Origin of the sequence: Janthinobacterium saanense (assembly GCF_014200675.1) — a bacterium.
In the GTDB taxonomy this organism is placed as follows: Bacteria; Pseudomonadota; Gammaproteobacteria; order Burkholderiales; family Burkholderiaceae_D; genus Janthinobacterium.
In genome coordinates this window covers 36,311-60,897 of the sequence record NZ_JACHCI010000029.1, presented here as the reverse complement: position 1 = coordinate 60,897, position 24,587 = coordinate 36,311, and the positions used below count along the sequence as shown (strand labels likewise).

The window sequence follows — 24,587 nt, the reverse complement described above, 5'->3', positions numbered from 1 at the left end:
TTGACGCCGTGGATGACGATCACATTGCCCGGTAGTTCGGGCCGGATGCGCACGATGGCATCGCTGCTGCGGTCGCATTGCAGCAGCGCGCTATTGCTGCCACTTACATAAGGAATCTTGGGATAGACCATCGCCGCTCCTTGCTGGCCAGACTGGACAGTGTAGAGCGGCGAAATGACGGATGAATTGTGCTGAAACAAGGAGTTCGGCGTTGCCGCGCCTAGCGCTCCCCCAGCGACTCCGAAAACGTCTTCGTGATCGGCTTGGTGAGATAGCGCAGCACGGTTTTATGGCCCGTGTTGATTTCTACGGTAGCCGTCATGCCGGGCTGGATCAGGATCGGCAGGCCGTTCTTGCCGACCAGGTTGCGTCCGCTGGTCTTGATCTGCACGCGGTAGTACGGCTGTTCATTGCCCTTGTTGTCTTCGCTGAGCGTGTCGGCGCTGATGTAGCTGACCTTGCCGCGCAGGCGACCGTAAATGCCGTAGTCGTAGGCGTCGAGCTTCACGGCAGTCGGCAGGCCCGGCTTGATGAAGGCGATGTCGGCCGGCTTGACCTTGGCTTCGATGATCAGGTCGTCGTCGGTGGGCACGATCTGCAGGATTTCCTCGCCCGGCTTGGCCACGCCGCCCAGGGTGGTCAGGCGTACATTGCGCACGATGCCGTCGGTGGGCGCGTAAATATCGGTCGAGCCCAGCTGCTCCTTGCGCTGGGTCACCGTTTGCTGCACGCTGGCCAGGTCTTCCTGGGCTTTTACCAGGTCGGTCTGGCTGTCTTGCAGATACTTGTTGCGCCGGTTCGTGATCTGCGCCTGGATGTCGACCACCTGGCGCCGCAGCTTGAGCACGTCGGCACGGCTGACGTCGCCCGTTTCCAGTAGCGGCAAGTTCATTTCCAGCTCTTCCTTGATCAGCTTCATGGCGCTTTCCAGCGCGTTGACTTCCTGCTGCACGGCGCCCTGGCGTTTATTAAACAGCGTCAGCTGGTTGGCGCGAAATTCCGGAAAGGCTTGCAGTTCGGCGGGGAACTTCGGCGTGCCGCCAAACACTTCCGCCTGCAGGCGCGCCACGGCCGCCTTCAGGCCCGCCTCCTTGGCGGTGCTTTCCAGGTAGCTCGTTTCGGCCCGCGTGCGGTCGAAGCGCGCCAGCAATTCGCCTTTTTTCACCACGCTGCCTTCATGCACACGCAGTTCGGACAACACGCCGCCGTCGGCCACCTGTATCACCTGGTTACGCGAGCTGGCGATCACCTGGCCATTGGCGCGCGTGACCTGGTCCAGCTCCGCCCACGAAGCCCAGGCGATCACGCCCGCCAGCGCGGCCGTGCAGCTCCAGATCAGCACGCGGCCACGCTTTGTTTCCTGTTTTGTCACTTGCTTCGTGTCGCTCATGCCACGGCTCCCTGTGCGGTCACTGCTGCTACCGGTGGTACGGCTTGTGGTTTGCCGGACAGCTTGGCCAGTACGGCGTCGCGCGGGCCGTCGAGCAGCACGCGGCCGGCCTGCAGCACCACCAGCCGGTCCAACAGGGGCAGCAGGGCGTTTTTATGGGTGGTGGCGACCATGGTCACGCCTTCGGCTGCCAGTTCGGCCAGCAGGGCCACGATGCGCGATTCCGTTTTGGCATCCATGGCGCCGGTCGGCTCGTCGAGCAGCCAGATTTTTGGCTTGGCCAGCAGCAGCCGCGTCACCGCGATCAGTTGGCGCTGGCCGCCAGAGACGCCGCGTCCGCCTTCTGTAATCGCCAGCGCCAGTCCCCGTGGCTGGCCCAGTATCAGTTCGATCAGGCCGGTGCGCTTGGCGGCCGCGAGTATCACTTCCTCGCCGGGGTCGGCCAGTCCCAGCAGCAGGTTGTCGCGCAGGGTGCCGCTGAACAGCCGCGTCTCTTGCGGCAAATAGCCTATCATTTCGCGCACCACGGGCGGCGCCAGCAGCGCCATGTCCACATCGCCCAGATAAGCCTTGCCTTCGGACGGCAGATACATGCCCGAGGCCAGTTTCAGCAGGGTGGTCTTGCCTGAACCGATGGCGCCCACCAGGCCGACGCGCTCGCCGGGACGGATGGCCAGGTTGTCCACTTCCAGCGCCACTTTCTGCGCGCCGCCGTAAGTAAAGCGGATGCGCTCGAAGCGCAAGCCCGTCTCCAGGCTGCGCGGGGTCAGCGCGAACTGGGCGTTGTCGGCCTCGTTAGGCAAGGTGATGACTTGTTCCAGGCCGTCGATCGAGGCGCGCGCATGCGCCCATTGCACCATCACGCCGGGCAGCTGCACGATGGGCATCAGGGCGCGGTTGCTGATGATGGTGCACGCCATCAGGGCGCCCATGGTCATCTGGTTTTCCGCCACGAACCAGGCGCCCATGGAGATCAGGGCCACATTGGTCAGCTGCTGGAAAGCGGCCGTGATGTTTTGCGACAGGGCCGCATAGTCGCGGATATTCTGTTCCGCATGGCTGGTCTCGGCCACCAGTTCGGCCCAGCGCGCCTGCATCATCCACTCGGCGCTGCTGCCCTTGAGCGTTTCGACGCCATCGACCGCTTCGACCAGCAAGCCGGCCTTGCGGTTGCTGGCGTTGAGGTTCTTGCGCGTATGGTTCTGGATGGCGCGCTGGAACATCAGGCCGCAGATCAGGGCCAGCGGCAGGGCGATCAGCGGCACCACCACCAGCCAGCCGCCGATGATGGTGATCATGGCCAAAAAGATCAGCGCGAACGGCACGTCCGTCAGCACGAACAGCGAGGTCGAGGTCAGCACGCCGCGCACCATTTCAAAGCCCTTGACCTGCGCCGCCAGGGTGCCCACCGATGGCGGACGCGCTTCCATGCGGATGCCCAGCATGCGCTGGAAGAACCACTGCGACAGATCGTGGTCGACTTCATTGCACGAGTGGTCGACGATGCGGCTGCGCACCTGCTTGAGGATGAATTCCAGGATGATCGACAGCGCCACGCCCACCACCAGCACCCACAAGGTATTGAAGCTCTGGTTGGGGATCACGCGGTCGTACACCTGCATCGAAAACAGCGAGGTGGCCATGGTCAGCATGGTCACCAGGGTGGTGGCCAGCACGGCGTCGACAAACACGCTTTTTTTCAGCCACAGCGCGTCGCGCACCAGGCCCAGCGCGCCGGGTTGGGCGCCGCTCTTTGCGCTGCGCCGGGGCAGGCCCACGCAGGCCAGCCCGGCCAGCGATTCAAGCTGCAGCGGCCGGCCGTCGACGCCTTCGCCACGCCAGGCGCCGTCCGCGCCGCGCGACTGCAGCAGCCCCCAACCGGTGCTGGGGCTGTAAATCGCAAACGGCAGTTCGCCCGGCGTGGGGTCGTGCAAGGTGCGCGCCGTGCCTTCCAGGCCGGCGGCCAGCCATAGGGTGCTCAGCACGGCGCTGGGGCCGATGTCTTCGTTCACTTCGTCCAGCTGGCGCTGCAGGTCGGCCAGGCGGGCGGCGGCCGTGTGCTGGCCTGTCAGGCGCGCGGCCCGGTCGATCAATGTCAGCAAGCCATGTTTGATGGAGGTATCCACGCTGTCTCCTGTAATTGTTTCGTTGCTGTCAATTGCCGCGTGCCGTGCCGATGGGCGCGGTGCGGCCGGCCAGGGTGCCCGTCTCGGCAGCCAGGCGCAGGCTGGCGGCGATGGCCTGGGCGCGCGTGTCTTCCAGCGCGAACTGCGCCTGGGTCGCTTCGCGCACCGCATTGAGCACATCGTTCCAGGTCTTGCGGCCGATCACGTACTGGCGCGCATACGATTCGAAAACCTGGGTCGAGGTGGTGCTTGCCTCGCCCGCATTGCCCAGGCGCTGGCGGCTCGCTTCGGCCTCGTTCCAGTCCAGCGTGAAGCGTTCGCGCACGTCGCGTTCGGCCGCGTCGTGCGCCGAACGCGCGCCTTCGCGCTTGGCCACGGCGGCATCCACGCCGGCTTTGGCCGACAGGCCTGCGCCCGGTTGCGCCTGTAGTACCAGCATGGCGCGCGGACGGTTGTCGGTATTGATGCTGCCAGTGGTTTTTTCCAGCCGCAGCAAGACCTTGGGCATATAGGCCGAGCGCTGCACGGCGATATCCGAGTCGGCCGCCTGGGCTTCAAAGTCAAGCCGGCGCAGGGTAGGGGAATAGGCGACGGCCTGGCGCAGCACCAGGTCGAGCGTGGCGTCAGGCAGCGGCTCGGCCACGCCGATGCCGGTGCCGGTCACCACGCGCACGGGCTTGCCGACCAGTTGCGACAGCTGCGCCAGCGCGTTTTCCAGCGCCTGGCGCACGTTCGAAGCGTCGTTGGCGGCCTGGTACATGCGCGATTCGGCCAGGCGCTGGTCGGTTTGCGAACTGACCGACTGCGTCACGCGGCGCTTGATCATCTCCAGCAGGCGCTGATGTTCGGCCAGGCCTTCTTCGGCTGAACGCATGCGCGCCGTCTGGCGCAGCGCTTCCGTGTACGCAGCGATCACGCGCAGCGACAGGCTCAAACGCTCTTCCTCGATGGCCGAACCGGCTGCATCGAGCCGGCTGCCTGCCGCGTCGATACCGGCGTTGATGCGCCCGCCGCTCCATAGCGGCTGCTCGACGCGCACCACGCCGCCCGCGTCCGGCGAGCCGGTCGGCACTTCCGCCGATACGCTGGGATAGCGCTGCCAGCGCGCGCCTTCCAGGTCGGCTTGCGCGGCCGCCTGGGCCGAGCGCTTGCCCTGGATGGTGGGATGGGTTTGCAGCGCCTGCTGCAAGACCTGGTCGAAGGTCCAGGCAGTGGCGCCTTGGGCACGCGCAGCGGGTGCTGCAGAAACCATCATCACGGCCGCCAGTACGGCCGCGATCGATGGCAGGAACCCGGACCAGGCGGTACGGGAGTGTTGCAATGCTGGCAGACTGCGTAATCTCATCCGTGCATTTCCGGCCTCGCGGCCTGCAGGTCATTCATGGTCGGCAGCCAGCGCCGATCCCTGGTACTGGCCGGGGAGCGCGCTCCTCTGACACGCTCCCCTTGCCAGCTATTGCCGTCGTGCTTACCGATGTCTGGCCAGATGGTCAGACATGGAAGTTGGCCGCCGTCAGCTGCGTGATATTCACTCCGCTCAACAGCACCAACGCCGTATCGATGGCATGGGCGTTGCTGAGATCACTGGAGTGGTAGACGGTAACCGCGCCATTGTTTTGCGCATCGGCGATGACGATGTAGCCCTGACCCGACAAGACGCTGCTGTCGGCTGCGATGGCAGAGGCGGCGTCGTGGATGGAGACGGCCGTGCTATCGAAGATGAACAGGTTGTCGGCGCCAAAGTCGGTATGCAGGTTCACGCCGACCGCTACCGCAGGCGTCAGGTTGGCGATGCCGGACAGATCGATCACGTCGCCGCCAGCGGCAGGCGCACCGATATGGAAACCATCGAGCAACTGAGGGCTGTTCAGCGCTTGCTGGCTCAATGCCAGCAAATGGGCAGCATCGGTCTGGTCGGCGATCAACTGGGCATGCGCCGCCGCTGCTGCATCGGCATCGGCGGTCACTGTCAGCGCAGGCGCGTCGGTCAGGTCGGCATGCGCCTGCGCCTGGGCTGCTGCCGCCGCTGCCGCATCGGCGGCCAGGCTCAATGCATGGGCATCGGTCAGGTCGGCGGTGTGGGCGGCGGCTGCCGCAGCGGCCACGGCCGCATCGGCGGCCAGGCCCAGCGCATGGGCGTCGGTCTGGTCGGCAATCGTCTGGGCGTGGGCCGCTGCTGCGGCGTCGGCATCCGAGACCACTCCCAGTGCATGGGCATCGGTCTGGTCGGCAATCGCCTGGGCATGCGCTGCCGCTACATCGGCTGCTGCCGCTGCAGCGGTGGCCTGGGCAGCCGCCGCATCGTCAGCATGGGCGGAGGCGGCATTCGCATGTGCCTGCGCAGCCAGGGCTGCTGCTTGCGCGGCTGCCGCATCGTCGGCCTGGGCCGCATGGGTTGCCGCGGCCGAGGCAGCGGCGGCAGCGGCGGCTGTTACTGCTGCATTGTCGGCTGCCACGGCGGCGTTGTAGGCCGTCTGCGCGGTGACGACGTTGGCGGCCGCTTGCGCGGCGGCTGCATCGTCGGCTTGCGCATGTTGCGCCGCTGCCAGCGAGGTTGCCGCCTGGGCGGCAGCCGCGGCGGCGGCCGCGTCGTCGTTGTGCGCTGCTTGCGCCGCTGCCTGCGCAGCGGTGGCGGCAGCAGCCGTGGTGGCGACGGCGGCATCGGCGGCCAGCGCAGCCTGGTAGGCTGCGGCGGCGTTGGCGGCGTTGGCGACGGCGACGGCGGCAGCGTTGTCATCCTGCTGCGCGCTGATGGCGGCCGCCTGGGCGACGGCGGCGGCGGCAGCAGAAGCGGCAGCCGTGGCATCGGCCTGCTGGGCCGCCGTCGCTGCATCCTGTGCCACATGGGCTGCCGCCGCCAGGGTGGCGGCACTGGCGTCGTCGGCCACGGCAGCCAGGTAGGCGGCATGCGCATTGGCGGCGTTGGTGGCAGCCACGGTGGCCGCTGCATCGTCTGCTTGCGCAGCCTGGGTGGCGGCCAGCGACAGGGCGGCCTTGGTGGCGGCGGCAGCGGCTGCCGTATCGTCGGCATGGGCCTGTTGGGCGGCCAGCGCCGCCGCTGTTGCGGCCGCTGCTGCGCTAGTTGCAGCCGTATTGTTGGCCTGCGCGGCCTGCAGGGCAGCCTGGGCCGCGGCGGCCGTGGCGGCAGCCTGGGCGGCGTGGGCGTCGTCCGCTGCAGCCGCTTGTGCGGCGGCTTGCGATGCGGCGGCCGTGGCGGCCGCCTGGGCGGCGGCGGCATCGTCTGCCTGCGCCTGCGCCGCAGCAGCATGGGCGGCCGTCGCGTTGGCATGCGCCTGGGCTGCCGCCGCGTCGTCTGCCTTGGCGGCATTCCAGGCTGCCAGCGCCTGGGCGGCGGCGGCGTCGGCTTGCGCGGCGTTATTGGTGAGCAACTGGATATTGACGACGGCGTTCAGCGAAGTTTGTGCCGTCGCCGCTGTCGCGCCCACGTTCAGGCCGATACTCAGATGATCTACCGCTGCTTGCAGTGCTGCATGGGCAGTCTGTGCGGCAGCCTGCGCTGTTTGCGCCGCTGCCGCCAGGCCCTGTGCGGTCAGTGCTGCTGCCACAGCTGCTGCAGCAGCAAGGTCATCATTGGCTGCGTTGCTTGCAGCTGCCTGGGCCGCAGTGGCAATTGCCTGCAGGCTAGCCAGCGGATCGCCGCTTTGCAACGCCGCCAGGTAGGCATTAGCGGCCGCGAGGATGTTATTGGCATTCAGCGCGACCGTATCGTCGTTCACCGCAGCCTGATAGGCTGCCAGCGCGCTCGCTGCGGTGGCGGCGGCTGCCGCCGCGGTAGCATCGGCAGCGTGTGCTGCCGTTGCCGCAGTTTGTGCCGCAGCCAGGTTGGCGGCGGCAGTGACTACTGCCGCATCGTCTGCCACGGCATGGTTAAAGTTATTGAGCGCCGTGTTGGCGGCGGCAATTGCGTTGGTAGCGGCAGTCACCAGACCTTGCGCCGCATTGGTGGCGGCCAGCGAGGTGGCTGCTACGGCGGCAGCGGCGGCAGCAGCAGCATCGTCGGCTTGTGCGTGCTGGGTGGCGGCCAGCGAGATGGCGGCCGTGGCTGCGGCGGCTGCCGCTGCCGTATCGGCGGCAATGGCGGCCACCGCGGCAGCCTGTGCATTGGCGGCGGTAATGGCTGTACTGGCAGCATTGGCGTCGTCTGCCAGCGCCGAGTTCAGCGCATTCAATGCCTGTTGTGCGATGGCGGCGGTGCTGGCTGCCGCTGCATCGGCTGCCTGCGCCGCTTGCGTTGCCGCCAGCGATGTGGCGGCAACGATCGCCGCTGCTGCCGCCGCCGCATCATCGGCCAGTGCCGAGTTCAGTGCCGCCAGTGCATTTTGCGCCGTGAGCGCGGTGGTGGCGGCATTGGCATCGGCTGCCAGCGCCGAATTCAGTGCGGCCAGGGCATTGGCTGCCGTGGCGGCGGTCGACGCTGCCGCTGCATCCGCAGCCTGTGCTGCCTGGTATGCTGTCAGTGAGGTGGCGGCGAGATTCTGTGCCGTTGCCGCTGCCGCGTCGGCAGTCTGCGCCGCCAGATAGGCAGCTTGCGAGGTGGTGGCCAGGGTGGCCGCCGCCGTGGCGGCACTGTCGGCCGCGAGGGCGTTGTTCAGCGCCACCAGCGAGGCGGCTGCCGTGGCGGCGGTCGAGGCCGCTACCGCATCGTCGTTTTGTGCCGATACTGCCGCCGCGTGCGACAGCGAAGCGGTAGTGGCCGCCGTGGTGGAGGCCAGCGCCGCCACCAGGTCGAACGGATGGGCGGCGGAATAAGCGGCCAGCGAGGCGGCGTTCGCGGCATCGTTGTTGGCGACCGTCGTCAGCGCGGCAGCGTCGGTCAGCGCGGCTTTGGTCGCGGCCACGGTAGCAGCCGTCACGTCCAGCGTATGTTGCGTGCCCAGCGCGACTGCGTCGGTCAGGCCAGCCAGCGTGGCGGCTACCGTTGCGGCCGCTGCATTGGCGGTGGCCGTCACTCCCAAGGCCACCGCGTCCGTCAGGTCGGCCGTGGCCTGGGCTGCCGTGGCAGCTGCGGCATTGGTGGTAGCGACTACGCCAAGGGCCACGGCATCGGTCAGGTTGGCGGCGGCGGCAGCCACATTGGCCGCTTGCGTGGCGGCGGTAGATACGGTGCCCAGGGCCACGGCATCGGTCAGGGCTGCGGTAGCGGCAGCCGCATTGGCAGCCGTGGTGGCGGCAGCCGATATGATGCCCAGCGCGGCGGCGTCAGTCAGGTCGGCGGTTGCCTGCAAGGTGCTGGCGGCGGCGGCATTCGCCGTCGAGATCAGGCCCAGCGCGGTGGCATCGGTCAGGTTGGCGGTAGCGGCTGCCGCGTTGGCGGCTGCCGTGGCGGCGCTCGATACCGTGCCCAGTGCTACCGCGTCGGTCAGGTTGGCGATAGTAGCGGCGGTTGTGGCAGCGGCCGTGGCTGCAGTCGCAACGGCGCTCAATACGGTGGCATCGGTCAGGTTGGCGGTGGCCTGCAAGGTAGCTGCCGTCAGCGCATCGGCCGATGACACCAGGCCCAGCGCCGTGGCATCGGTCAGGTTGGCGATATTGGCGGCTGTGGTAGCTGCCAGTGCATCGGCGCTCGAGATGGCCGTCAGCGCTGCCACATCCACCCCGTTGGCGGCGGTGGTCGCAGCGGTAGCCGCTGCGGCCGCCAGATTATAGGCCAGCCCCAGCGCCGTGGCATCGGTCAGGTTGGCTGTCGCGGTCACGCTGGCCAGCACATTGCTGGCGTTGGTGACGGTGGCATCGAGCACATTGGCATCGGTCAGGTCGGCTGCTGCTTGTGCGGCGGCAGCGGCGGTGGCTGCTGCCGTGGATGCTGCACCCAGGGTGACCGCATCGGTCAGTGCAGCCGTGGCATTGGCCAGGTTGGCCACGCCAGTCGCAGTCGTTACATCCGTCAATGCACTGGCCAGCAGTGCCGCGCCATTGATTGCCCAGTTGGCGACGGCGCTGGTGGCTTGAGTGGCCGTATTTTGCAAGGCAGTGGCGTCGGTCAGGTCGGCAGTGGCTTGTGCCGCTGCCGCTGTGGCAGCTTTTGCCAGTGCATCGGTGATCAGGAATGCCGCATTCACCGGTACGGCGCCATCGGCAGTGTTGGCCGCCGTTTGCGCCGTGTTGACCGCCAATTGCAACAGGCTGATATCGGGCGTCGCGCCCAATCCCGCCAGGACGGAAGCGTTGACAGCCAACGCGGCGGCGGCGGCATCGTTATTGGAGGTGCCAATTGCCACGTTCAGATCGAGCAGGGTGAGCTGGTTGTGCGCATTTTGCGCGTTGATAACGGCCTGGTCATAGGCTGCTTCCAGGGCTGTGGCGTCCGTCATGTCGGCCACGTTTTGCGCATTGGTGGCATTCGTATCGGCGGTGGCGGCCGCTGCTGCCAAGGCTGAGGCATCGGTCAGGTTGGCGGTGGCTTGCGCCGTCCCTGCGGCGGAGGCATCGGCACTGGCCTGCGCCGTCAGGGCTGCTGCGTCGGTGAGGTTGGCTTGCGTCGTTGCAGCAGCCGAGTTCGCAGCGGCCGTGTCGTATGCCGCTTGCAGGGATGGGACATCGGTTTGGGCTGCCAGCGCGGCGGCCGTTGCCGCATTGGCGGCGGCGGTGGCTGCCGCCGCATCGAGCGCGTTGGCGTCGGTGGCGTCAGCCAGCGTTGCAGCCGCTTGCGCGGCGGCGGCGTCGGTGTCGGAAACGGCCGCCAGTGCAGCGGCATCCGTCAGGTCGGCCTTGGCTGCAGCGGCGGCGGCCAGCTGCTGCGCGGCGGTATCGGCCTGGCCCAGGGCAGTGGCGTCGGTCGCCGCCGCCACTGTGGCAGCAGCGGTGGCTGCCGTGGTGGCCGCATCGGCAGCCAGTTGCAAGGCCACCGCGTCGGTGGCGTTGGCGTTCATGGCATCCCATGCGGCGACGCCGGCGGCTGCATCGGCTGCGGCAGTCAGCGCCACGGCATCGGTTTGCGCGGCCAGGGCGCTGGCCGCATCGGCGGCGTTTTGGGCGGTGGTTGCCGCCAGGCCCAGTGCGGTGGCATCGGTGGCGTCGGCCAGCGTGACGGCGTCGGCAGCGAGGATGACCGCCGCGTTGGCGACGCCATCGAGCACATTCGCATCGGTCGCGTCGGCGGTGGCTTGTGCCGCGGCGGCGGCGGCGGCATCTGCATTCGCAGTGACCGTCAGCGCTGCCGCATCGGTCAGGTTGGCTTGCGCCGTGGCTGCCGCGGAGGCCTGGACGGCGGCGGTCAGTGCGACACTCAGGGCGTCGGCGTCGGTGGCCGCAGCCAGAGCTGCAGCAGTTGCTGCATTGGCGGCATCGGCATCGGAAATAAGCGCCAGTGCGGCGGCATCTGTCAGATTGGCTTGCGTCTGTGCGGCGGCTGCCGCGACATCGGCCGCTGCGGCGACGGCGTCGAGTGCATTCGCATCCGTCAGATTGGCCTTGGCATTGGCGGCATCGGCGTCCGCATGCGCCTGCGCCGCCGCCTGGGCCGCAGCGGCTGCCGCAGCATCGTCGTTTTGCGCCGAGGTGGTGGCGGCCAGCGAGGCCGCTGCCGTAGCAGCGGCCTGGGCCGCCGCATTGTCTGCATTGGTCGCGTCGACTGCTGCCGCCTGTGCGGCAGCGGCAGCGGCAGCGGCAGAAGCGGCGAGGGCGTCGTCGTTGGCGGCTGAATTGGCTGCTGCCAGTGCAGCGGCAGCGGCGGCTTGTGCCTGCGCTGCCAGTTGATCATCGGTGACTGCCGAATTGGCGGCTGCCTGCGCTGCTGCCGCGAGGGCGGCTGCCGTGGCGGCAGCGGCATCGTCTGCCAGCGCGCTGTTGGCCGCAGCAAGGGCTGCGGCGGCAGCCAGCACGGCCGCATCGCTAATCGTGGTGACAACGGAAGTGTGTGTTGGATCTGTACCTCCGGTGCCCCCGGTACCGCCTGTGCCACCCGTACCGCCAGTACCACTGCCGTCGCCCTGGCCGCCTGTCGAGCCGCCCGTGCCGCCCGTACCGCCAGTGCCGCCACCTGTGCCACCTGTGCCACCGCCTGTACCTCCGGTGCCGCCACCGGTGCCGCCACCAGTACCTCCCGTGCCGCCAGTGCCGGATCCGCCGCCGCTGCCGCCTGCGCCGGTAGCTGCTGTCGTGCCGCCACCGCCACCGGCGGCAGCGGCCACCAGGCCCAGGCCGCCCAGGATACCCAATCCACCGAGCCCGGTCAGGCCACCGGCGGCAGCGCCAGCGCCTGCACCTGCACCTGCACCGGCTACGTCAACCACATGGCCGCTTGGTATGGCTGCGCCATCAGCACCTGCTCCGACGCCGGCCCCAGCCCCGGCAGCCGTGTTGTTATCGCTTTGCGGTGTGCCAAGGTCGGCTGCACCGCTGGCCTGGCCCGCGACACCGTTACCGCCACTGGCCAAGCCTGCCGCGGCAAGCGCCGCTGCGGCGGCAGCCGCGCCATCGGCACCGGCTTCGCCGTTAACTTCGACTACGTTTTCTGGAGGCATGGCCTGGTCGGCGTTGAAGCCTTGCACCAGTTCTTCTTCATCGCCACGTTTTGTTTTGTCTGTTTTTTGCGTAGCGCGCGCCGTTGTGTTGCCAGCTTGCACCGTGGTGCCTGCGTTGGCTGGATTGACAGGGCTTGCTGCTGGTGTAGGGGTGGTGGCCATTTGAGAATCTCCGATAGAGGCAGGTGTCTTGTTGAATTTTAAATGTATTAAAAATTAATTAAATATAAATTCGTTTGCTGGTATTTCCCGGCATGGCTTGGGCCGTTTTCTGGTACTGCAAGCTTGCTGATGTGTTTAGTGGCAAGTAAAACATATTTGTAAAAAAAACGCTGAATGAAAAGAACAGCGGATTTAAAATATAAAAATATCATTTATGAATTAATTTCCGATCTCGCCTTTCTTTGCTGTGCGAGACGCCTGCTGCACTTTCCGCTACCTGGCCATGACGTCTTTTGTTCCTATTGTCATCTTGCGCCTTCACTATGATGATAGTTTCGTTTTTGAAACTTTCAATTTCATTTTGATCATTTTCCATGACTATATTCTGTCAAGCTTTGCGAACAGAAATAATCACGAATTGTCACGAAGGCGCGATTATTTTTTTGAATCAAGGGGAAGGACGTCTTGTTTTCATGATTTTCTTTTTGAAAGCCACTGGCTATCAAATGTGTAGTTGTTGCTTTTCAGTCTAATTATTGTCAAATTTTATTGATGGATGGATGTGATAGAAATAATTATTTGCAATTTAAATATCGGATAGAGAATATTAAATCGATAGTCTGATTATCTCCACAGATGACACTGAGAATAACTATCGAATACATAGTGATTGAAATGGGGCGCGAAAATGCTTTGTGCATAAAAAACGCCCCGGCATGCGGGGCGTTTCGGTCGTGCGGCAATAAATGCACCTCTACCATCGGATGTATCTTCCGCTTAAGTTTCCTCGCGCCAGCCACGCAGGCGGATGGCGGCGTAGATCATGGCGGCGCCAGTTGCCGAACCCAGCCAGGTGGCAGGCAATGCCAGGCTGGACCAGGAATTGTTGAAGATACTCATATTGGCCATCGTAGTGCCATGCACCAGGGCCTGGGCGCGCATTTCCGGCAGCAAGGACGGTTCAAAGATATACCAGCTGCCCGGCAGTGTGCCCAGCAGGCTGCGGGCGATGACGTTCAGTTGTATCCAGTGGAATTGGTCTTCCATTTGCGACAGCTTGCCCATCCAGGCAGCCAGCACCAGCAGCAGCAAGGGCAGGCCTACGGCCCAGATGAATACTTTCGAGCGCGCCCAGCTCGACACCATCAATAGCCAGCCGACGGTAGGCAAGGCCCACAGGCAATACACTGGCAACAAACCGCACAACTGCAACGGACTCAGATACAGGCCGGGAGACGCGAACAGGTCGGCAAACACATGGATGCCGTGGGCTGTCAGGATGCCTGCCAGTATCAGCAGCAGCACCAGCGAGGTCAGGCTGGCGGTGGCAAGCACGATCACGGGCGTGACGAGCAGGGCGATGGCCACTTTCGACAGCACCGTTTGCAGATCCGAGACGGGCAAGGACTTCCAGAACAGCACGCTGCGGTCGCGGCGGTCGTCATACAGGGTGCTCAGGCAATAAAAGAACACCAGAAAACCCAGCGCCAGGAACAGCGGGGCGGCGGTGTAGGTGTAGTTATTCGTGACAACCTCGATGAGATCCGCCTTGCGCTGTACAAATGCCTTGGCGTTGAGGACGCTGCTCCAGGAGACGTCTTCGCCGTTGATCGTCAATGCCGTGCGTGCCTTGGTCTTGGCGACCGTGGCTGCCGCGAGCAAGGTACCCAGCACCGTCATCAGGATGCCGATCAGTACCGGAGTCCACAGCAGCATGCCCTTGTGTTCCCACAGTTCGCGCCGGATCAGCCATTGCATCTTGCGCAGGGGGCGAATGCTTGTATTGCTCGTGCTCATAGATACGATCCTTTCATGGTCGCGACAAACAGATCCGCCAGACTGGGCGTGCGCAGGTCGCCCAGCGCCGCCAATTGCTCCTTGGACACACCGTCAAACAGCATCACCGATTTGCCGAATACGCTGCGTTCGCTGATCGGCTGCAGTGCGCGGGCGGGATTGACATGTTGCGGCCCCACCATCACCTCGGTATAGCGCTCGCCCACTTCTTCCATCGTCGCGGCCAGTACGATGTTGCCGTCACGAATGAACATCAGGTCGCTGAGGATGTGTTCGACTTCTTCGATCTGGTGCGTGGTGATGACGATGGTCTTGTTTTCGTCAAAATAGTCTTCCAGCAAGTTCTGGTAAAACTGCTTGCGGTACAGGATATCCAGCCCCAGCGTCGGTTCATCGAGCACCAGCAGTCTGGCGTCAATGGCCATCACCAGCGCCAGGTGCAATTGCACGATCATGCCTTTCGACATGCTCTTGACCTTCATCCTGGGCAGCAGTTTGGTGTTGGCCAAGTAGCGCTCGGCCTTGCTGCGGTCGAAGCGTGTATGCACGCCAGCGACGAAATCGACCGCGTCCTGCACCCGCAGCCAGCCCGGCAAGATGGCCACGTCGGCAATAAAGCACACGTCTTCCATCAGGGCGTCGCGCTGGGTGCGCGGATCGCGGCCCAGCACCGACAGCTCGCCCTCGAAGCCGGTCAGGCCCAGGATGGCTTTCAGGGTGGTGGTCTTGCCCGACCCGTTGGGGCCGATCAAGCCGACGATACGGCCGGGGGCAATGTCGAAACTGATGCTATCGACTGCCGCCTGCTTGCCGTACTGCTTGCGCAAGCCGCGCGCGCTGATGACGCTGTCTTTATTCAGTGCTTCGCTCATGCCTTGCCTCCCTTGCTGGCCTGCAGCAATTGCTCCAGGTCCAGTCCCAGGCGGGTGATGCGCTCGAGCATGGCGGGCCATTCTTCGCGCATGAAGCGCGCGCGTTCGCTGGCCAGCAATTTGTCGCTGGCGCCTTCCAAGACGTACATACCGAGTCCTCTGCGTTTTTCCACCAGCCCCTCGTCCACCAGTTCCTGGTAGGCGCGCGAGACGGTGATGGGATTCAATTGATAGTCGGCGGCCACCTGGCGCACCGACGGCAGCGCGTCGCCAGACTGCAGCGCGCCATCGAGCATCATGCCGACCACCTTGGCCTTGAGCTGGCGGTAGATCGGACTGTTGTCATGCCATTCGGCGCTCATGGTATGCGCTCCGGCAAGAGGAGGGCGGGATGGTGCGGTGCAGGCATCGGGGCTCCTTGGTGTCGAGTTGATATTGAGTTGGTGTTGTAGTGAACTATAACAGTAAAAAATAAATTGTCAATTTAATGATGATTTTGTATCCACATGGCAACTATAATATTGTTCGTTTTAAAAATATACTTGATAACTTTTCTGCTGTTGTTGCTAATATTGATGAAAGAAATAATGTCTGATATGCATGAAAATAAGTTTCAGTTATTCCTGCGCGCTGGCTGTGCTCTCGCCGTGCTTGCTGCGCTGAATGCCTGCGGTGGCAGTTCCGGTAATGGAGCTGGCAGTGCTGCTGGCCCTGCGCCTGTCGCGGAAGCGCCCCGTTATCTGGTGGGCGGCACGGTCAACGGACTGGTGTCCGGTGCCCAGGTGGTCTTGTCCAATGGCACGGACAAGCTGACCGTGACGGCGAATGGCGCGTTCAGCTTTGCCAGCAAGCTGGCGGCCGGCGCCAGCTATGAAGGCAAGATAGAGAGCACCTCCGCAGGATTGGGTTGCAGCATCGCGCATGGCGCGGCAATAGTCGGCAATGCCGATGTCAGTGCGCTGGCCGTGCGCTGCCTGCCGACGGTGCTCGCTGGCGTGCAGGAAACAATCCAGAATGTTTCCGGCATGGTGCAAGATGCGGCCGGCAACTATTACATCGCCGATACCGTGCGACAAGTGATCCATAAAGTCACGCCTGCCGGTGCCTTGAGTGTGTATGCGGGCATCTCGGGCAAGCCGGGAGCGGACGATGGCGCGGCTGGCGCAGCCACTTTTTACATGCGCAGCGGAATTTCGATCCTGGGAATCGACCGCGCGGCGAATCTGTATGTTGCTGATAATTGTAATGCCCTGTTGCGCAAGATTACGCCAGCTGGCGTCGTCAGCACGGTGGCGGGGCAGCGCCGCGCCGCGTGCGAAAGCTCGGCGCCAGCCGCCGTGAGTGCCGATGGACAAGGGGAGCAGGCGCAACTAGGCTGGACCACAGGCATGGCCGTAGATGGCAATGGCGATATCTTGCTGGCTGATGCCGCTAACCAGGTCATACGCAGGGTGACGCCAGCAGGACTCGTCAGTTCCGAGAAGCTGGTCGATGGCAAGGGGTTCCGGGTTTCAGCATCACAACTGGCGGTTGATGCCAGCGGCAAGATCTATTTCAGCGAGGGCGCTGGTTTCCGGGTATTTCGCTGGCAACAGGGCGTGGCCATCTTGGTTGCGGGCGGCAACAAGCCTGTGAGCGCGGACGGCAAGGGGAGCGCCGCCGGCTTTCGTAACATCCGCGGCATGGTGGCCGACCGTGACGGCAATCTGTTGCTGGCCGACGTAGCTTCTCTGCGCCGCGTCACGCCGGATGGTGACGTAACGACGTTGGTGGGCGGGACGGTGACCGATGCGGCAGGCGTTTCCGCCGACTGGACGTCCCTCAATTCCTTGTTGCTGGAAGCGTCAGGCAGCCTGATAGTCCACGATCTCGGCAAGCACCGCCTGAATCGATTTGACACGGCAAAGGTATTGTCCGCCATGCCTTTCATGCCGGGCAATATGGGCGTGAGCGAAGGCGTCGGAGCGGCCGCCCGCGTAGGATATGTGCGCAGTTCTGGTATGTGCAGCGATCCTGCTGGCAACGTCTATCTGCTGGATATGGGCAACAAGGTATTGCGCCGCGTGACGCCGGACGGAACTTTGAGTGTCTACGCAGGCATTGCTGGCCAGGCTGGCAGCAATGACGGACCGCGCGCCAGTGCGACCATGCGCGGGCCTGTAGCAATCGCCTGCGACCAGGATGGCGCCGTGTATTTTGCCGACCAGGCAGCGGCCACTGGCAGCGCGCTTAACTTGCGCAAGATCAGCAAGGATGGCCAGGTCAGTACGCAGGAAGCTTTGCCCATTAGCACCCTCAAGCCCCTGGATTATCGGCTGGCGATCGACAAGGATGGCTATATGGCCTGGCTGGGTTGGGGTAAAGACGGCATTTTCCGCCGTCCTCCCGGCGGTACGTTCTCGGCGTTTGTTTCATTTGAATCCTTGATGCGCTCTCTGGGGAGCACTGACTACAGCTGGGAATACATCGACCCTGCCAGTCTGGTTTTTGACAGCAAGGGCAATCTGTATTTTGACGATGCTGAGCATCAAGTCGTCTTCAAGGCCGATCGCACAGGCAAGGCCAATATTTTTGCCGGCACCCTGAACAAGGGTAATGGCGGAGATGGTGCACCGGGCGTGGGCGGCTTGCTGTTTTCAGGTGCCCCCAGCCTGGCCGTCGATGCGGGCGACAATCTGTACCTGAGCGGCCAGGGCTGGATCCGCAAGATCGATACCGCTGGCGTGATTTCGACGCCGGCATTGGCATGGGGTCATCCTGACATCAGCATCCTTGCTTTCGGTAATGGCACTTTGTACGGCTTCACGACCCAGGCGGTCATGCAGACACCGTTGCCCTAAGCACTGACGTAAAAGCGGTAGCGCGCGGTGTATGGCACGCGCGCTTGCTTGCCCAGTTCCACTGCCGTGCAGCCGTCGGCGGGTGCATTGCCGGCGTCGGTGGCCAGGCGCTGGATGTAAGTCACTTGGCTGAAGAGGCCGGTGCCGCTGACCGACTTGGCCGACAGCAGCAGTTGCGCAATTGCCTTGCCGGCAGGATCGTCCAGTTTGGCCTTGACGGCGCCGACTACCTTGCTGCCGTCCGGGCTTTCCCAGCTGGGACCGGCGTAATGTTTGGCGACACTGTTACCCTCCGCATCGAACAGCGTTGCCTCGGGCGCCTTGAAAGCCCATTCGGTGTGCGCCGGATCGGCCTTGGCCGCGCTGCAGACATAGATCTGCACGCCGGTGGCGCGGGCGTCCAGCACCAGTTTTTGTCCGGCGGGCGCTTGCAGCGCGTCCGGTACGGCCAGTGGCGGCAGGCTGGTGGTGGCGCAGCCGGTCAGGGCTGCCAACAGGGTAATGCCAAAAAAAGCGTGCGTATTCATGGATGGCGTCTTTAATGTGGTTTTGTTAAATATTTCCAGTACGAATTAACATACTAGCGCAAATTAACGAAAACCAACTTTATCCACGAGATCCAGTGTATTGAACAGCGCTGCGCCGGCTGCCGTGTTGTCGAAGATGCACCAGCTGCCTGGCGTGGCGTGTTCGCGCAGTTCGGTGGCCAGGGTATCGAGAAATGCAGCGGGGTAATCCGAGTAATAAATCTTCGGACTGCCGTGCAGGCGGAGATAGGCCAAATCCGTAGTTGGTATATGCGGCCCCGGCTGGCCAGCGGGCGGATCGGCGCGTACCCGCGTGATCGCGTGCTTTTGTAGCAGCGTCGTGGCTGCTTCATCAAACCAGCTGGCGTGACGCGCCTCGCAAGCGAGCATGCACGGTGCGCGCAGTCGCAGCTGCAGGAAAAATTGCGCAGCGGCAGCATCGTCAAAACGCAGGCTGGGCGGCAGTTGCACCAGCAGGCAGCCCAGCTTGTCTTTCAGTTGGCCCACTTCTTCCATGAACCGGTCCAGTTCTTGCCAGCAGTCCCGCAGGCGCAACTCGTGCGTGATGCGGCGTGGCAGCTTGATGCTGAAACGGAAGGTGTCGGGCACGCTATCGGCCCAGCGCGCGTAGGTGGCGGGCTGGTGCGAACGATAAAACGAGGAGTTGATTTCCACGCAGTTCAATATGCGGCCATAGCGCTGCAGATGGCTGCCTTCAATGGGGAAGTGGTGGGCGGCGGCGCTGGAAATGCTCCAGCCGGCCGTGCCGATGTGGACTGTGTGCATGCGCCATTACAGCGCAGAAGGGCATGCTTTGTTATCGGACGATTGCCCGTGGCCGAGTCGGCCTGGGCCTATTCAATGATGCTGCCGTCGAGCTCATGGCGCGTGATATTGCCGCGGCCATCGATGGCGATCCAGCCGCCGCGCTGTGGGGTGGTATCGCATTCCCAGTCCGGCAAGACATAACGCAAGGTATCGCCAGCCGTGTGCACGGCAGGGCGGTGCGTGTGGCCGTGGATCATCACGGTGCTGGCCTGCTCGCTGAATACCTGTGCGATGGCGTCCGGCGTGACATCCATGATGTCGTAGGATTTTTCGCCATTGTGTTCGCGGCTGCGGTTGCGCAGGCCAGCGATGATGCTCTTGCGCTGGCTCAATGGCATGGACAGGAATTGTTTTTGCCAGGCCGGCTGGCGCACCATGGCGCGAAACTCCATGTATGGCACGTCGTTCGTGCATTCGGCGTCGCCGTGCAGCAAGACGACGCGCTGGCCGGCAATGGTGGCCACATGCGGTTCGCTGAGCAAGGTTGCGCCGGCGGCGGCGGCAAAACCGGAGCCGACCAGAAAATCGCGGTTGCCGGCGATCCAGTACACGTGCACGCCTGCATCGCTGACGGCGCGGATGGCCGCTGTCATGCGTGCGTTGAACGGGTCTTCCAGATCATCGTCGCCCGCCCAGTATTCGAACAGGTCGCCTAATAAATACAGCGCTTGCGCATATTGCGCATGGTGTTCCAGGAAGGAAAGAAAGGCCGCACTGGTGCGCGGGTGCGAGCTCTGCAGATGCAGGTCGGAAATAAAGAGTGCGGCAGGCATTGTCATTGTTCAACGCTCCCTAAGTGTAAAGTCCATGGAGAGGCGAAAACGCTGCAATGCCTGTGATTCATGATGCCAGAGCCGAAATTAAGCGGCTTCTACCTTCTCGATGATGACGTCTGCTACTGGCACATCGGCAAACATGCCGGCGCGCGAGGTTTTCACGGCGCGGATGGCGTCGACGACTTCTTTGCCTTCGGTAACTTTACCGAATACGGCGTAACCCCAGCCGTCCTGGCCTGGGTAGTCCAGGAAGCTGTTGTTCTTGATATTGATGAAGAACTGGGCCGATGCCGAGTGCGGGTCCGAAGTACGGGCCATGGCCAGCGTGTACGGATCGTTTTTCAGGCCGTTCTTGGCTTCGTTTTCCACGGTGGTGTCGGCTGGCTTTTGTTTCATGCCTGGCTCGAAACCGCCACCCTGTATCATGAAGCCGTCGATCACGCGGTGGAAAATCGTGTTGTCGTAGTGGCCGGCAGTCATGTAGGCCAGGAAGTTGGCAACCGTTTTCGGCGCTTTTTCAGCGTCCAGTTCAGCGGTGATCTTGCCCAGATTGGTGGTGATGATGACGGAGGTCATGATGATCCTTAATAAATTAGATGAAAAATGATTTGCGCCTGCGGCTAGCCGTGGCGGCAAAAACGCTATTTTACAGTTTTGCGGGCGCTGTTTTGAGTAAAGTCGCCGATTCGATCACGATGGGCGTGACGGGCACGTTCTCGAACGGTCCCTTGTTGGTCACCGGCACGGCCTTGATCTTGTCGACCACGTCCATGCCACTGACCACTTTGCCGAACACGGCGTAGCCGAAGCCATCGCGGCCCGGGTAGTCGAGGGCGGTATTATTGCCCACGTTGATGAAAAATTGCGCGGTGGCCGAATTCGGGTCGCCGGTGCGCGCCATGGCGACGCTATAGGTGACGTTTTGCAAGCCATTCTGCGCTTCATTCTTGATCGGCGCCTTGGTGGCTTTCTGTTTCATGTTCTTGTCGAAGCCGCCGCCCTGTATCATGAAGCCATCAATGACGCGGTGAAACACGGTGCCCTTGTAGTAGCCGCTTTTGACATACTGCAAGAAGTTGGCCACACTCTTTGGTGCTTTCTCCTGGTCCAGTTCCAGCACGATCTCGCCCAGATTGGTTTTCAGGGCCACATGGGGTGTGGGATCGAGTGCTGCCGGCGTGGCTGCGATGACCGCGCTGCCCAAGGTCAGGCCGGCGAACAAGGTGAAAAAGCGCGCCAGAAAGGGCGTGCGCTTGGATGGGGTTTCCTGCATGGTGGCATCCTTCATCGTTATTTTTCTCTAAACTTGCTTTACTTGTAAAGAAGTGAAAAATCGGTTGAACTTCGTAAAAACCTGATTCATATCGGGCCAGTATGGTTTTTATCAATGTTATACTTGACCGACAAGGCCCAATTCTAACAAACAAGAACAACAATATAGCTGGTTGACCCTTCTTGGCGCACACGGTAGTTCAGTGGCGCGGCACCGCTGGTGTCCGCGCCTTTCTGTCGTTTTGCCCAGATGGCAACCGCTTCACCAGTAAAGTACGATGAGCAATCTAAAGATTTACAACACCCTGGCTCGCGAAAAGCAGGTATTCGTCCCGATGGAAGCCGGCAAGGTACGCATGTACGTCTGCGGCATGACCATCTACGATTACTGCCATATCGGCCACGCGCGCATGATGATGGCCTTCGATGTGATCTACCGCTGGCTCAAGGCGTCCGGCCTGGACGTGACCTATGTGCGCAACATTACGGACATCGATGACAAGATCATCCGCCGCGCGGTGGAAAACGGCGAGACGATCTCGCAGCTGACCACGCGTTTTACCCGTTATATGGATGAAGACACGGCGGCCCTGGGCATTTTGACGCCCGACCATACGCCGCGCGCCACCGATTACGTGCCGCAAATGCTGAGCCTGATCGAAAAGCTGGAACAGAACGGCCTGGCCTATCAGGGGGCTGACGGCGACGTCAATTACGCCGTGCGCAATTTCCCCAACTACGGCAAGCTGTCGGGCAAGTCGCTGGACGACCTGCGCGCCGGCGAGCGCGTCGACGTGAACACGGGCAAGCGCGATCCGCTCGATTTCGTGTTGTGGAAATCGTCGAAGGAATCGGAACCGGCCGAAGTCAAATGGGATTCCAAATGGGGTTCGGGACGTCCGGGCTGGCATATCGAGTGCTCGGCCATGTCCTGCGCCTTGCTCGGCGAACAGTTCGACATCCATGGCGGCGGCGCGGACTTGCAGTTCCCGCACCATGAAAACGAGATTGCCCAGTCGGAAGGCGCGTTTGGCCACACCAGCGTCAATTACTGGATACATAACGGCTTCGTGCGCCTGGACAATGAAAAAATGTCCAAGTCGCTCGGCAATTTCTTCACCATCCGCGAAGTGCTGCAAAAGTATGACGCCGAAGTGGTGCGCTTCTTCATCTTGCGCGCCCACTACCGCAGCCCCTTGAATTATTCGGACGTGCATCTGGACGATGCGCGTCTGTCCTTGACGCGCTTGTACACGGCGCTGGCCGAGGTGGTAGTGGAAGAGGGCGGCATCGACTGGAGCGAAGCCCACGCCGTGCGCGTGGCCGAGGCCATGGATGACGATTTCAACACGCCGCTGGCGGTGGCCGCCCTGTTCGACCTGGCAACCGAGGTCAACAAGAGCAAGTCGCCCGCGCTGGCCCGTCAATTGAAGGGGCTGGCTGGCGTGCTGGGCTTGCTGGAGCGTACGCCACAGCAATTCCTGCAAGCAACCGTCGGCACTGCCGCCGGCGCCCAGGATGAAGCCGCTGGCATCGAAGCTGCCATCGCTGCCCGCAGCGCCGCCAAGAAGGCGCGCGATTTTGCCCAGTCCGACAAGATCCGCGCCGAATTGCTGGCGGCGGGCATCATCCTGGAAGACAAGCCTGACGGCTCGACCAACTGGCGCCGCGCATGATGCCTACATCCAGGGAAAACGGGGAAGCCCCTATGGAGGCGCCAGTGAAACAGGTGCCGGCCTATTGGGAAGAGGCGAAGATCGAGCTGATGAAGCGCGACCGCATCATGAAAAAGCTCATCCCGCAATTTGGCGACCTGCATCTGGTCGGCCATAGCGACCCGTTTACCACCCTGGCCCGTTCGCTGGTGGGGCAGCAGATCACGCCCAAGGCAGCCGATACCGCCTGGAAAAAGCTGCTGCTGGTGTGCCCGAAATGCACGCCCACGCAAGTGTTGAAGGCCGGCGCCGAGCAGTTGGCGGCGTGCGGCTTGTCCAAACGCAAGACCGAATATATTCTCGACCTGGCCGACCATTTCAAGGCCAAGCGCGTGCATGCCAGCCAATGGGACCAGATGGATGACGAAGCCGTCATCGCCGAACTGGTGCAAATTCGTGGCATTGGTCGTTGGACGGCGGAAATGTTCTTGATTTTCAATTTGTTAAGGCCGAATGTATTGCCGCTCGATGATCCCGGTTTGATCCAGGGCATCAGCGTCAATTATTTTTCGGGCGAACCCGTTTCCCGTAGTGATGCGCGTGAAGTTTCCGCCAATTGGGAACCGTGGCGCACCGTGGCAACATGGTATTTGTGGCGCAGTCTGGACCCTGCTGCGGCCACCATCGCATCCGATGCAACCCCCGGCGCACCAGCCGGTACGGTAAAATAAACATAGATATGCCGCGCGCCCTGACGCCGTGGCCGGTAAAACCTGGAGGTACAATGACTAAAACGACTTTCCTCAATTTTGAACAGCCGATCGCGGAACTCGATTCCAAGATCGAAGAGTTGCGTTTCGTGCAAGATGATTCGGCCGTCGACATCTCGGAAGAGATCGACCGCCTGGCCAAGAAGAGCCAGCAACTGACCAAAGATATTTATGCCAAGCTGACCCCTTGGCAAGTGGCGCAGATTGCGCGCCATCCACAGCGCCCTTACACCATGGATTACGTGAATGAAATCTTTACCGATTTCCACGAACTGCATGGCGACCGCAGCTACGCCGACGATTTGTCCGTGGTAGGCGGCCTGGCCCGCTTCAACGGCCAGCCTTGCATGGTGATCGGCCATCAAAAGGGCCGCGACACCAAAGAGCGCGCGCTGCGCAATTTCGGCATGCCGAAACCGGAAGGCTACCGCAAGGCCATGCGCCTGATGAAAGTGGCTGAAAAGTTCAACCTGCCGATTTTCACCTTTGTCGATACGCCAGGCGCTTTCCCCGGCATCGATGCCGAAGAGCGCGGCCAGTCGGAAGCGATCGGCCACAATCTGTACGTGATGGCGGAACTGAAAGTGCCGCTGATCGCCACCATCATCGGTGAAGGCGGTTCCGGCGGCGCGCTGGCGATTGCTGTGGGCGACGCCGTGTTGATGCTGCAATATTCGACCTATGCCGTGATTTCGCCGGAAGGCTGCGCCTCTATCCTGTGGAAGAGCGCCGAGCGCGCCGCCGACGCGGCCGAAGCGCTGGGCCTGACGGCGCACCGCCTGAAAGCCATGGGCCTGATCGACAAGATCATCAATGAACCGCTGGGCGGCGCCCACCGCGATCCGAAACAGATGGCGACCTTGCTCAAACGCGCACTGGCCGACACCCTGCGCCAGTTCCAGGGCATGAAAACCAAGGACCTGCTGCAAGCACGCCATGAAAAGTTGCTGAGCTACGGCAAGTTCAAGGAAACTACGCCGAGCGAGTAATTTATTTAAACCCAACGGCAGAGTCTGGGGTCAGACCCTCAGGGTCTGACCCCGGCTTTTCAAGGTCTTGGGTTAAAACAATACCAGGGACAGTCAGCTA

17 protein-coding genes are annotated in these 24,587 nt (G+C 62.8%); 4 read left to right on the top strand and 13 right to left on the bottom strand.

Annotation, left to right across the window (positions count from 1 at the left end; translation table 11 throughout):
* Positions 1 to 220: 220 nt before the first annotated feature.
* The 8 genes from HDE72_RS26035 to HDE72_RS26000 form a co-directional block, all read right to left on the bottom strand.
* A complete protein-coding gene (locus HDE72_RS26035) occupies positions 221 to 1,390 on the bottom strand; it encodes an HlyD family type I secretion periplasmic adaptor subunit (RefSeq protein ID WP_183748147.1) in 1,170 nt (389 codons plus the stop codon).
* A complete protein-coding gene (locus tag HDE72_RS26030; protein ID WP_221291409.1) occupies positions 1,387 to 3,516 on the bottom strand; it encodes an ATP-binding cassette domain-containing protein in 2,130 nt (709 codons plus the stop codon). The genes HDE72_RS26035 and HDE72_RS26030 overlap by 4 nt, the downstream gene beginning before the upstream one ends.
* Positions 3,517 to 3,544: 28 nt before the next feature.
* On the bottom strand, positions 3,545 to 4,861 hold the full coding sequence (locus HDE72_RS26025) for a TolC family protein (RefSeq protein ID WP_183748145.1): 1,317 nt from the start codon (positions 4,859 to 4,861) through the stop codon (positions 3,545 to 3,547).
* A 145-nt stretch (positions 4,862 to 5,006) separates the two neighbouring features.
* Entirely contained in the window at positions 5,007 to 12,161 is a 7,155-nt protein-coding gene (locus HDE72_RS26020; protein ID WP_183748143.1) for a hypothetical protein, read from the bottom strand.
* Positions 12,162 to 12,369: 208 nt separating this feature from the next.
* Positions 12,370 to 12,537, bottom strand: coding sequence for a hypothetical protein (locus HDE72_RS26015; RefSeq protein WP_183748141.1), 168 nt, complete (start codon positions 12,535 to 12,537; stop codon positions 12,370 to 12,372).
* A 401-nt stretch (positions 12,538 to 12,938) separates the two neighbouring features.
* Complete coding sequence (locus HDE72_RS26010; protein WP_183748139.1) at positions 12,939 to 13,958, bottom strand: hypothetical protein; 1,020 nt, start codon at positions 13,956 to 13,958, stop codon at positions 12,939 to 12,941.
* Positions 13,955 to 14,830: an ABC transporter ATP-binding protein gene (locus tag HDE72_RS26005; RefSeq protein WP_183748137.1), complete on the bottom strand. Its 876-nt coding sequence runs from the start codon at positions 14,828 to 14,830 to the stop codon at positions 13,955 to 13,957. Before HDE72_RS26005 ends, HDE72_RS26010 begins: the two co-directional genes overlap by 4 nt.
* The gene (locus HDE72_RS26000) at positions 14,827 to 15,192 is read right to left on the bottom strand and encodes a GntR family transcriptional regulator (RefSeq protein WP_183748135.1); all 366 of its coding nucleotides are present in this window, start codon (positions 15,190 to 15,192) and stop codon (positions 14,827 to 14,829) included. Before HDE72_RS26000 ends, HDE72_RS26005 begins: the two co-directional genes overlap by 4 nt.
* Positions 15,193 to 15,417: 225 nt before the next feature.
* Between HDE72_RS26000 and HDE72_RS25995 the strand changes: the two genes are divergently transcribed.
* Positions 15,418 to 17,670, top strand: coding sequence for an NHL repeat-containing protein (locus HDE72_RS25995; RefSeq protein WP_183748133.1), 2,253 nt, complete (start codon positions 15,418 to 15,420; stop codon positions 17,668 to 17,670).
* Here HDE72_RS25995 and HDE72_RS25990 read toward each other — a convergent pair.
* The 5 genes from HDE72_RS25990 to HDE72_RS25970 all read right to left on the bottom strand — a co-directional run bounded on the left by HDE72_RS25990 (position 17,667) and on the right by HDE72_RS25970 (position 21,041).
* The gene (locus HDE72_RS25990) at positions 17,667 to 18,197 is read right to left on the bottom strand and encodes a DUF3455 domain-containing protein (protein ID WP_183748131.1); all 531 of its coding nucleotides are present in this window, start codon (positions 18,195 to 18,197) and stop codon (positions 17,667 to 17,669) included. The two genes, HDE72_RS25995 and HDE72_RS25990, sit on opposite strands and share 4 nt — an antisense overlap.
* A gap of 63 nt (positions 18,198 to 18,260) precedes the next feature.
* Entirely contained in the window at positions 18,261 to 18,983 is a 723-nt protein-coding gene (locus HDE72_RS25985; protein WP_183748129.1) for a DUF72 domain-containing protein, read from the bottom strand.
* 68 nt (positions 18,984 to 19,051) lie between these two features.
* Positions 19,052 to 19,798 carry a UDP-2,3-diacylglucosamine diphosphatase gene (locus HDE72_RS25980; RefSeq protein ID WP_183748155.1) on the bottom strand — a complete coding sequence of 249 codons (747 nt, stop codon included), beginning with the start codon at positions 19,796 to 19,798 and terminating at the stop codon, positions 19,052 to 19,054.
* Positions 19,799 to 19,885: 87 nt separating this feature from the next.
* Positions 19,886 to 20,377: a peptidylprolyl isomerase gene (locus tag HDE72_RS25975; RefSeq protein ID WP_183748127.1), complete on the bottom strand. Its 492-nt coding sequence runs from the start codon at positions 20,375 to 20,377 to the stop codon at positions 19,886 to 19,888.
* 70 nt (positions 20,378 to 20,447) lie between these two features.
* Positions 20,448 to 21,041, bottom strand: a complete 594-nt coding sequence (locus HDE72_RS25970) for a peptidylprolyl isomerase (RefSeq protein WP_260176961.1) — start codon at positions 21,039 to 21,041, stop codon at positions 20,448 to 20,450.
* Between the two features lie 310 nt (positions 21,042 to 21,351).
* Here HDE72_RS25970 and cysS point away from each other — a divergent pair, with 310 nt between their 5' ends.
* From cysS to HDE72_RS25955, 3 genes are read left to right on the top strand one after another with little or no spacing between them, the layout of a single operon-like run.
* Positions 21,352 to 22,749, top strand: coding sequence for a cysteine--tRNA ligase (gene cysS, locus HDE72_RS25965; RefSeq protein ID WP_183748123.1), 1,398 nt, complete (start codon positions 21,352 to 21,354; stop codon positions 22,747 to 22,749).
* Positions 22,746 to 23,459, top strand: coding sequence for a DNA-3-methyladenine glycosylase family protein (locus HDE72_RS25960; RefSeq protein ID WP_409254986.1), 714 nt, complete (start codon positions 22,746 to 22,748; stop codon positions 23,457 to 23,459). The genes cysS and HDE72_RS25960 overlap by 4 nt, the downstream gene beginning before the upstream one ends.
* 53 nt (positions 23,460 to 23,512) lie before the next feature.
* Positions 23,513 to 24,487: an acetyl-CoA carboxylase carboxyltransferase subunit alpha gene (locus tag HDE72_RS25955; RefSeq protein WP_183748121.1), complete on the top strand. Its 975-nt coding sequence runs from the start codon at positions 23,513 to 23,515 to the stop codon at positions 24,485 to 24,487.
* The last annotated feature ends 100 nt before the right edge of the window (positions 24,488 to 24,587 follow it).

Coding starts and splice junctions, on each gene's coding strand:
- HDE72_RS26035 (WP_183748147.1), bottom strand. CDS start 1,390: ATGAGCGACACGAAGCAAGTGACAAAACAGGAAACAAAGCGTGGCCGC.
- HDE72_RS26025 (WP_183748145.1), bottom strand. CDS start 4,861: ATGAGATTACGCAGTCTGCCAGCATTGCAACACTCCCGTACCGCCTGG.
- HDE72_RS26020 (WP_183748143.1), bottom strand. CDS start 12,161: ATGGCCACCACCCCTACACCAGCAGCAAGCCCTGTCAATCCAGCCAAC.
- HDE72_RS26015 (WP_183748141.1), bottom strand. CDS start 12,537: ATGGAAAATGATCAAAATGAAATTGAAAGTTTCAAAAACGAAACTATC.
- HDE72_RS26010 (WP_183748139.1), bottom strand. CDS start 13,958: ATGAGCACGAGCAATACAAGCATTCGCCCCCTGCGCAAGATGCAATGG.
- HDE72_RS26005 (WP_183748137.1), bottom strand. CDS start 14,830: ATGAGCGAAGCACTGAATAAAGACAGCGTCATCAGCGCGCGCGGCTTG.
- HDE72_RS26000 (WP_183748135.1), bottom strand. CDS start 15,192: ATGAGCGCCGAATGGCATGACAACAGTCCGATCTACCGCCAGCTCAAG.
- HDE72_RS25995 (WP_183748133.1), top strand. CDS start 15,418: ATGTCTGATATGCATGAAAATAAGTTTCAGTTATTCCTGCGCGCTGGC.
- HDE72_RS25990 (WP_183748131.1), bottom strand. CDS start 18,197: ATGAATACGCACGCTTTTTTTGGCATTACCCTGTTGGCAGCCCTGACC.
- HDE72_RS25985 (WP_183748129.1), bottom strand. CDS start 18,983: ATGCACACAGTCCACATCGGCACGGCCGGCTGGAGCATTTCCAGCGCC.
- HDE72_RS25980 (WP_183748155.1), bottom strand. CDS start 19,798: ATGCCTGCCGCACTCTTTATTTCCGACCTGCATCTGCAGAGCTCGCAC.
- HDE72_RS25975 (WP_183748127.1), bottom strand. CDS start 20,377: ATGACCTCCGTCATCATCACCACCAATCTGGGCAAGATCACCGCTGAA.
- cysS (WP_183748123.1), top strand. CDS start 21,352: ATGAGCAATCTAAAGATTTACAACACCCTGGCTCGCGAAAAGCAGGTA.
- HDE72_RS25960 (WP_409254986.1), top strand. CDS start 22,746: ATGATGCCTACATCCAGGGAAAACGGGGAAGCCCCTATGGAGGCGCCA.
- HDE72_RS25955 (WP_183748121.1), top strand. CDS start 23,513: ATGACTAAAACGACTTTCCTCAATTTTGAACAGCCGATCGCGGAACTC.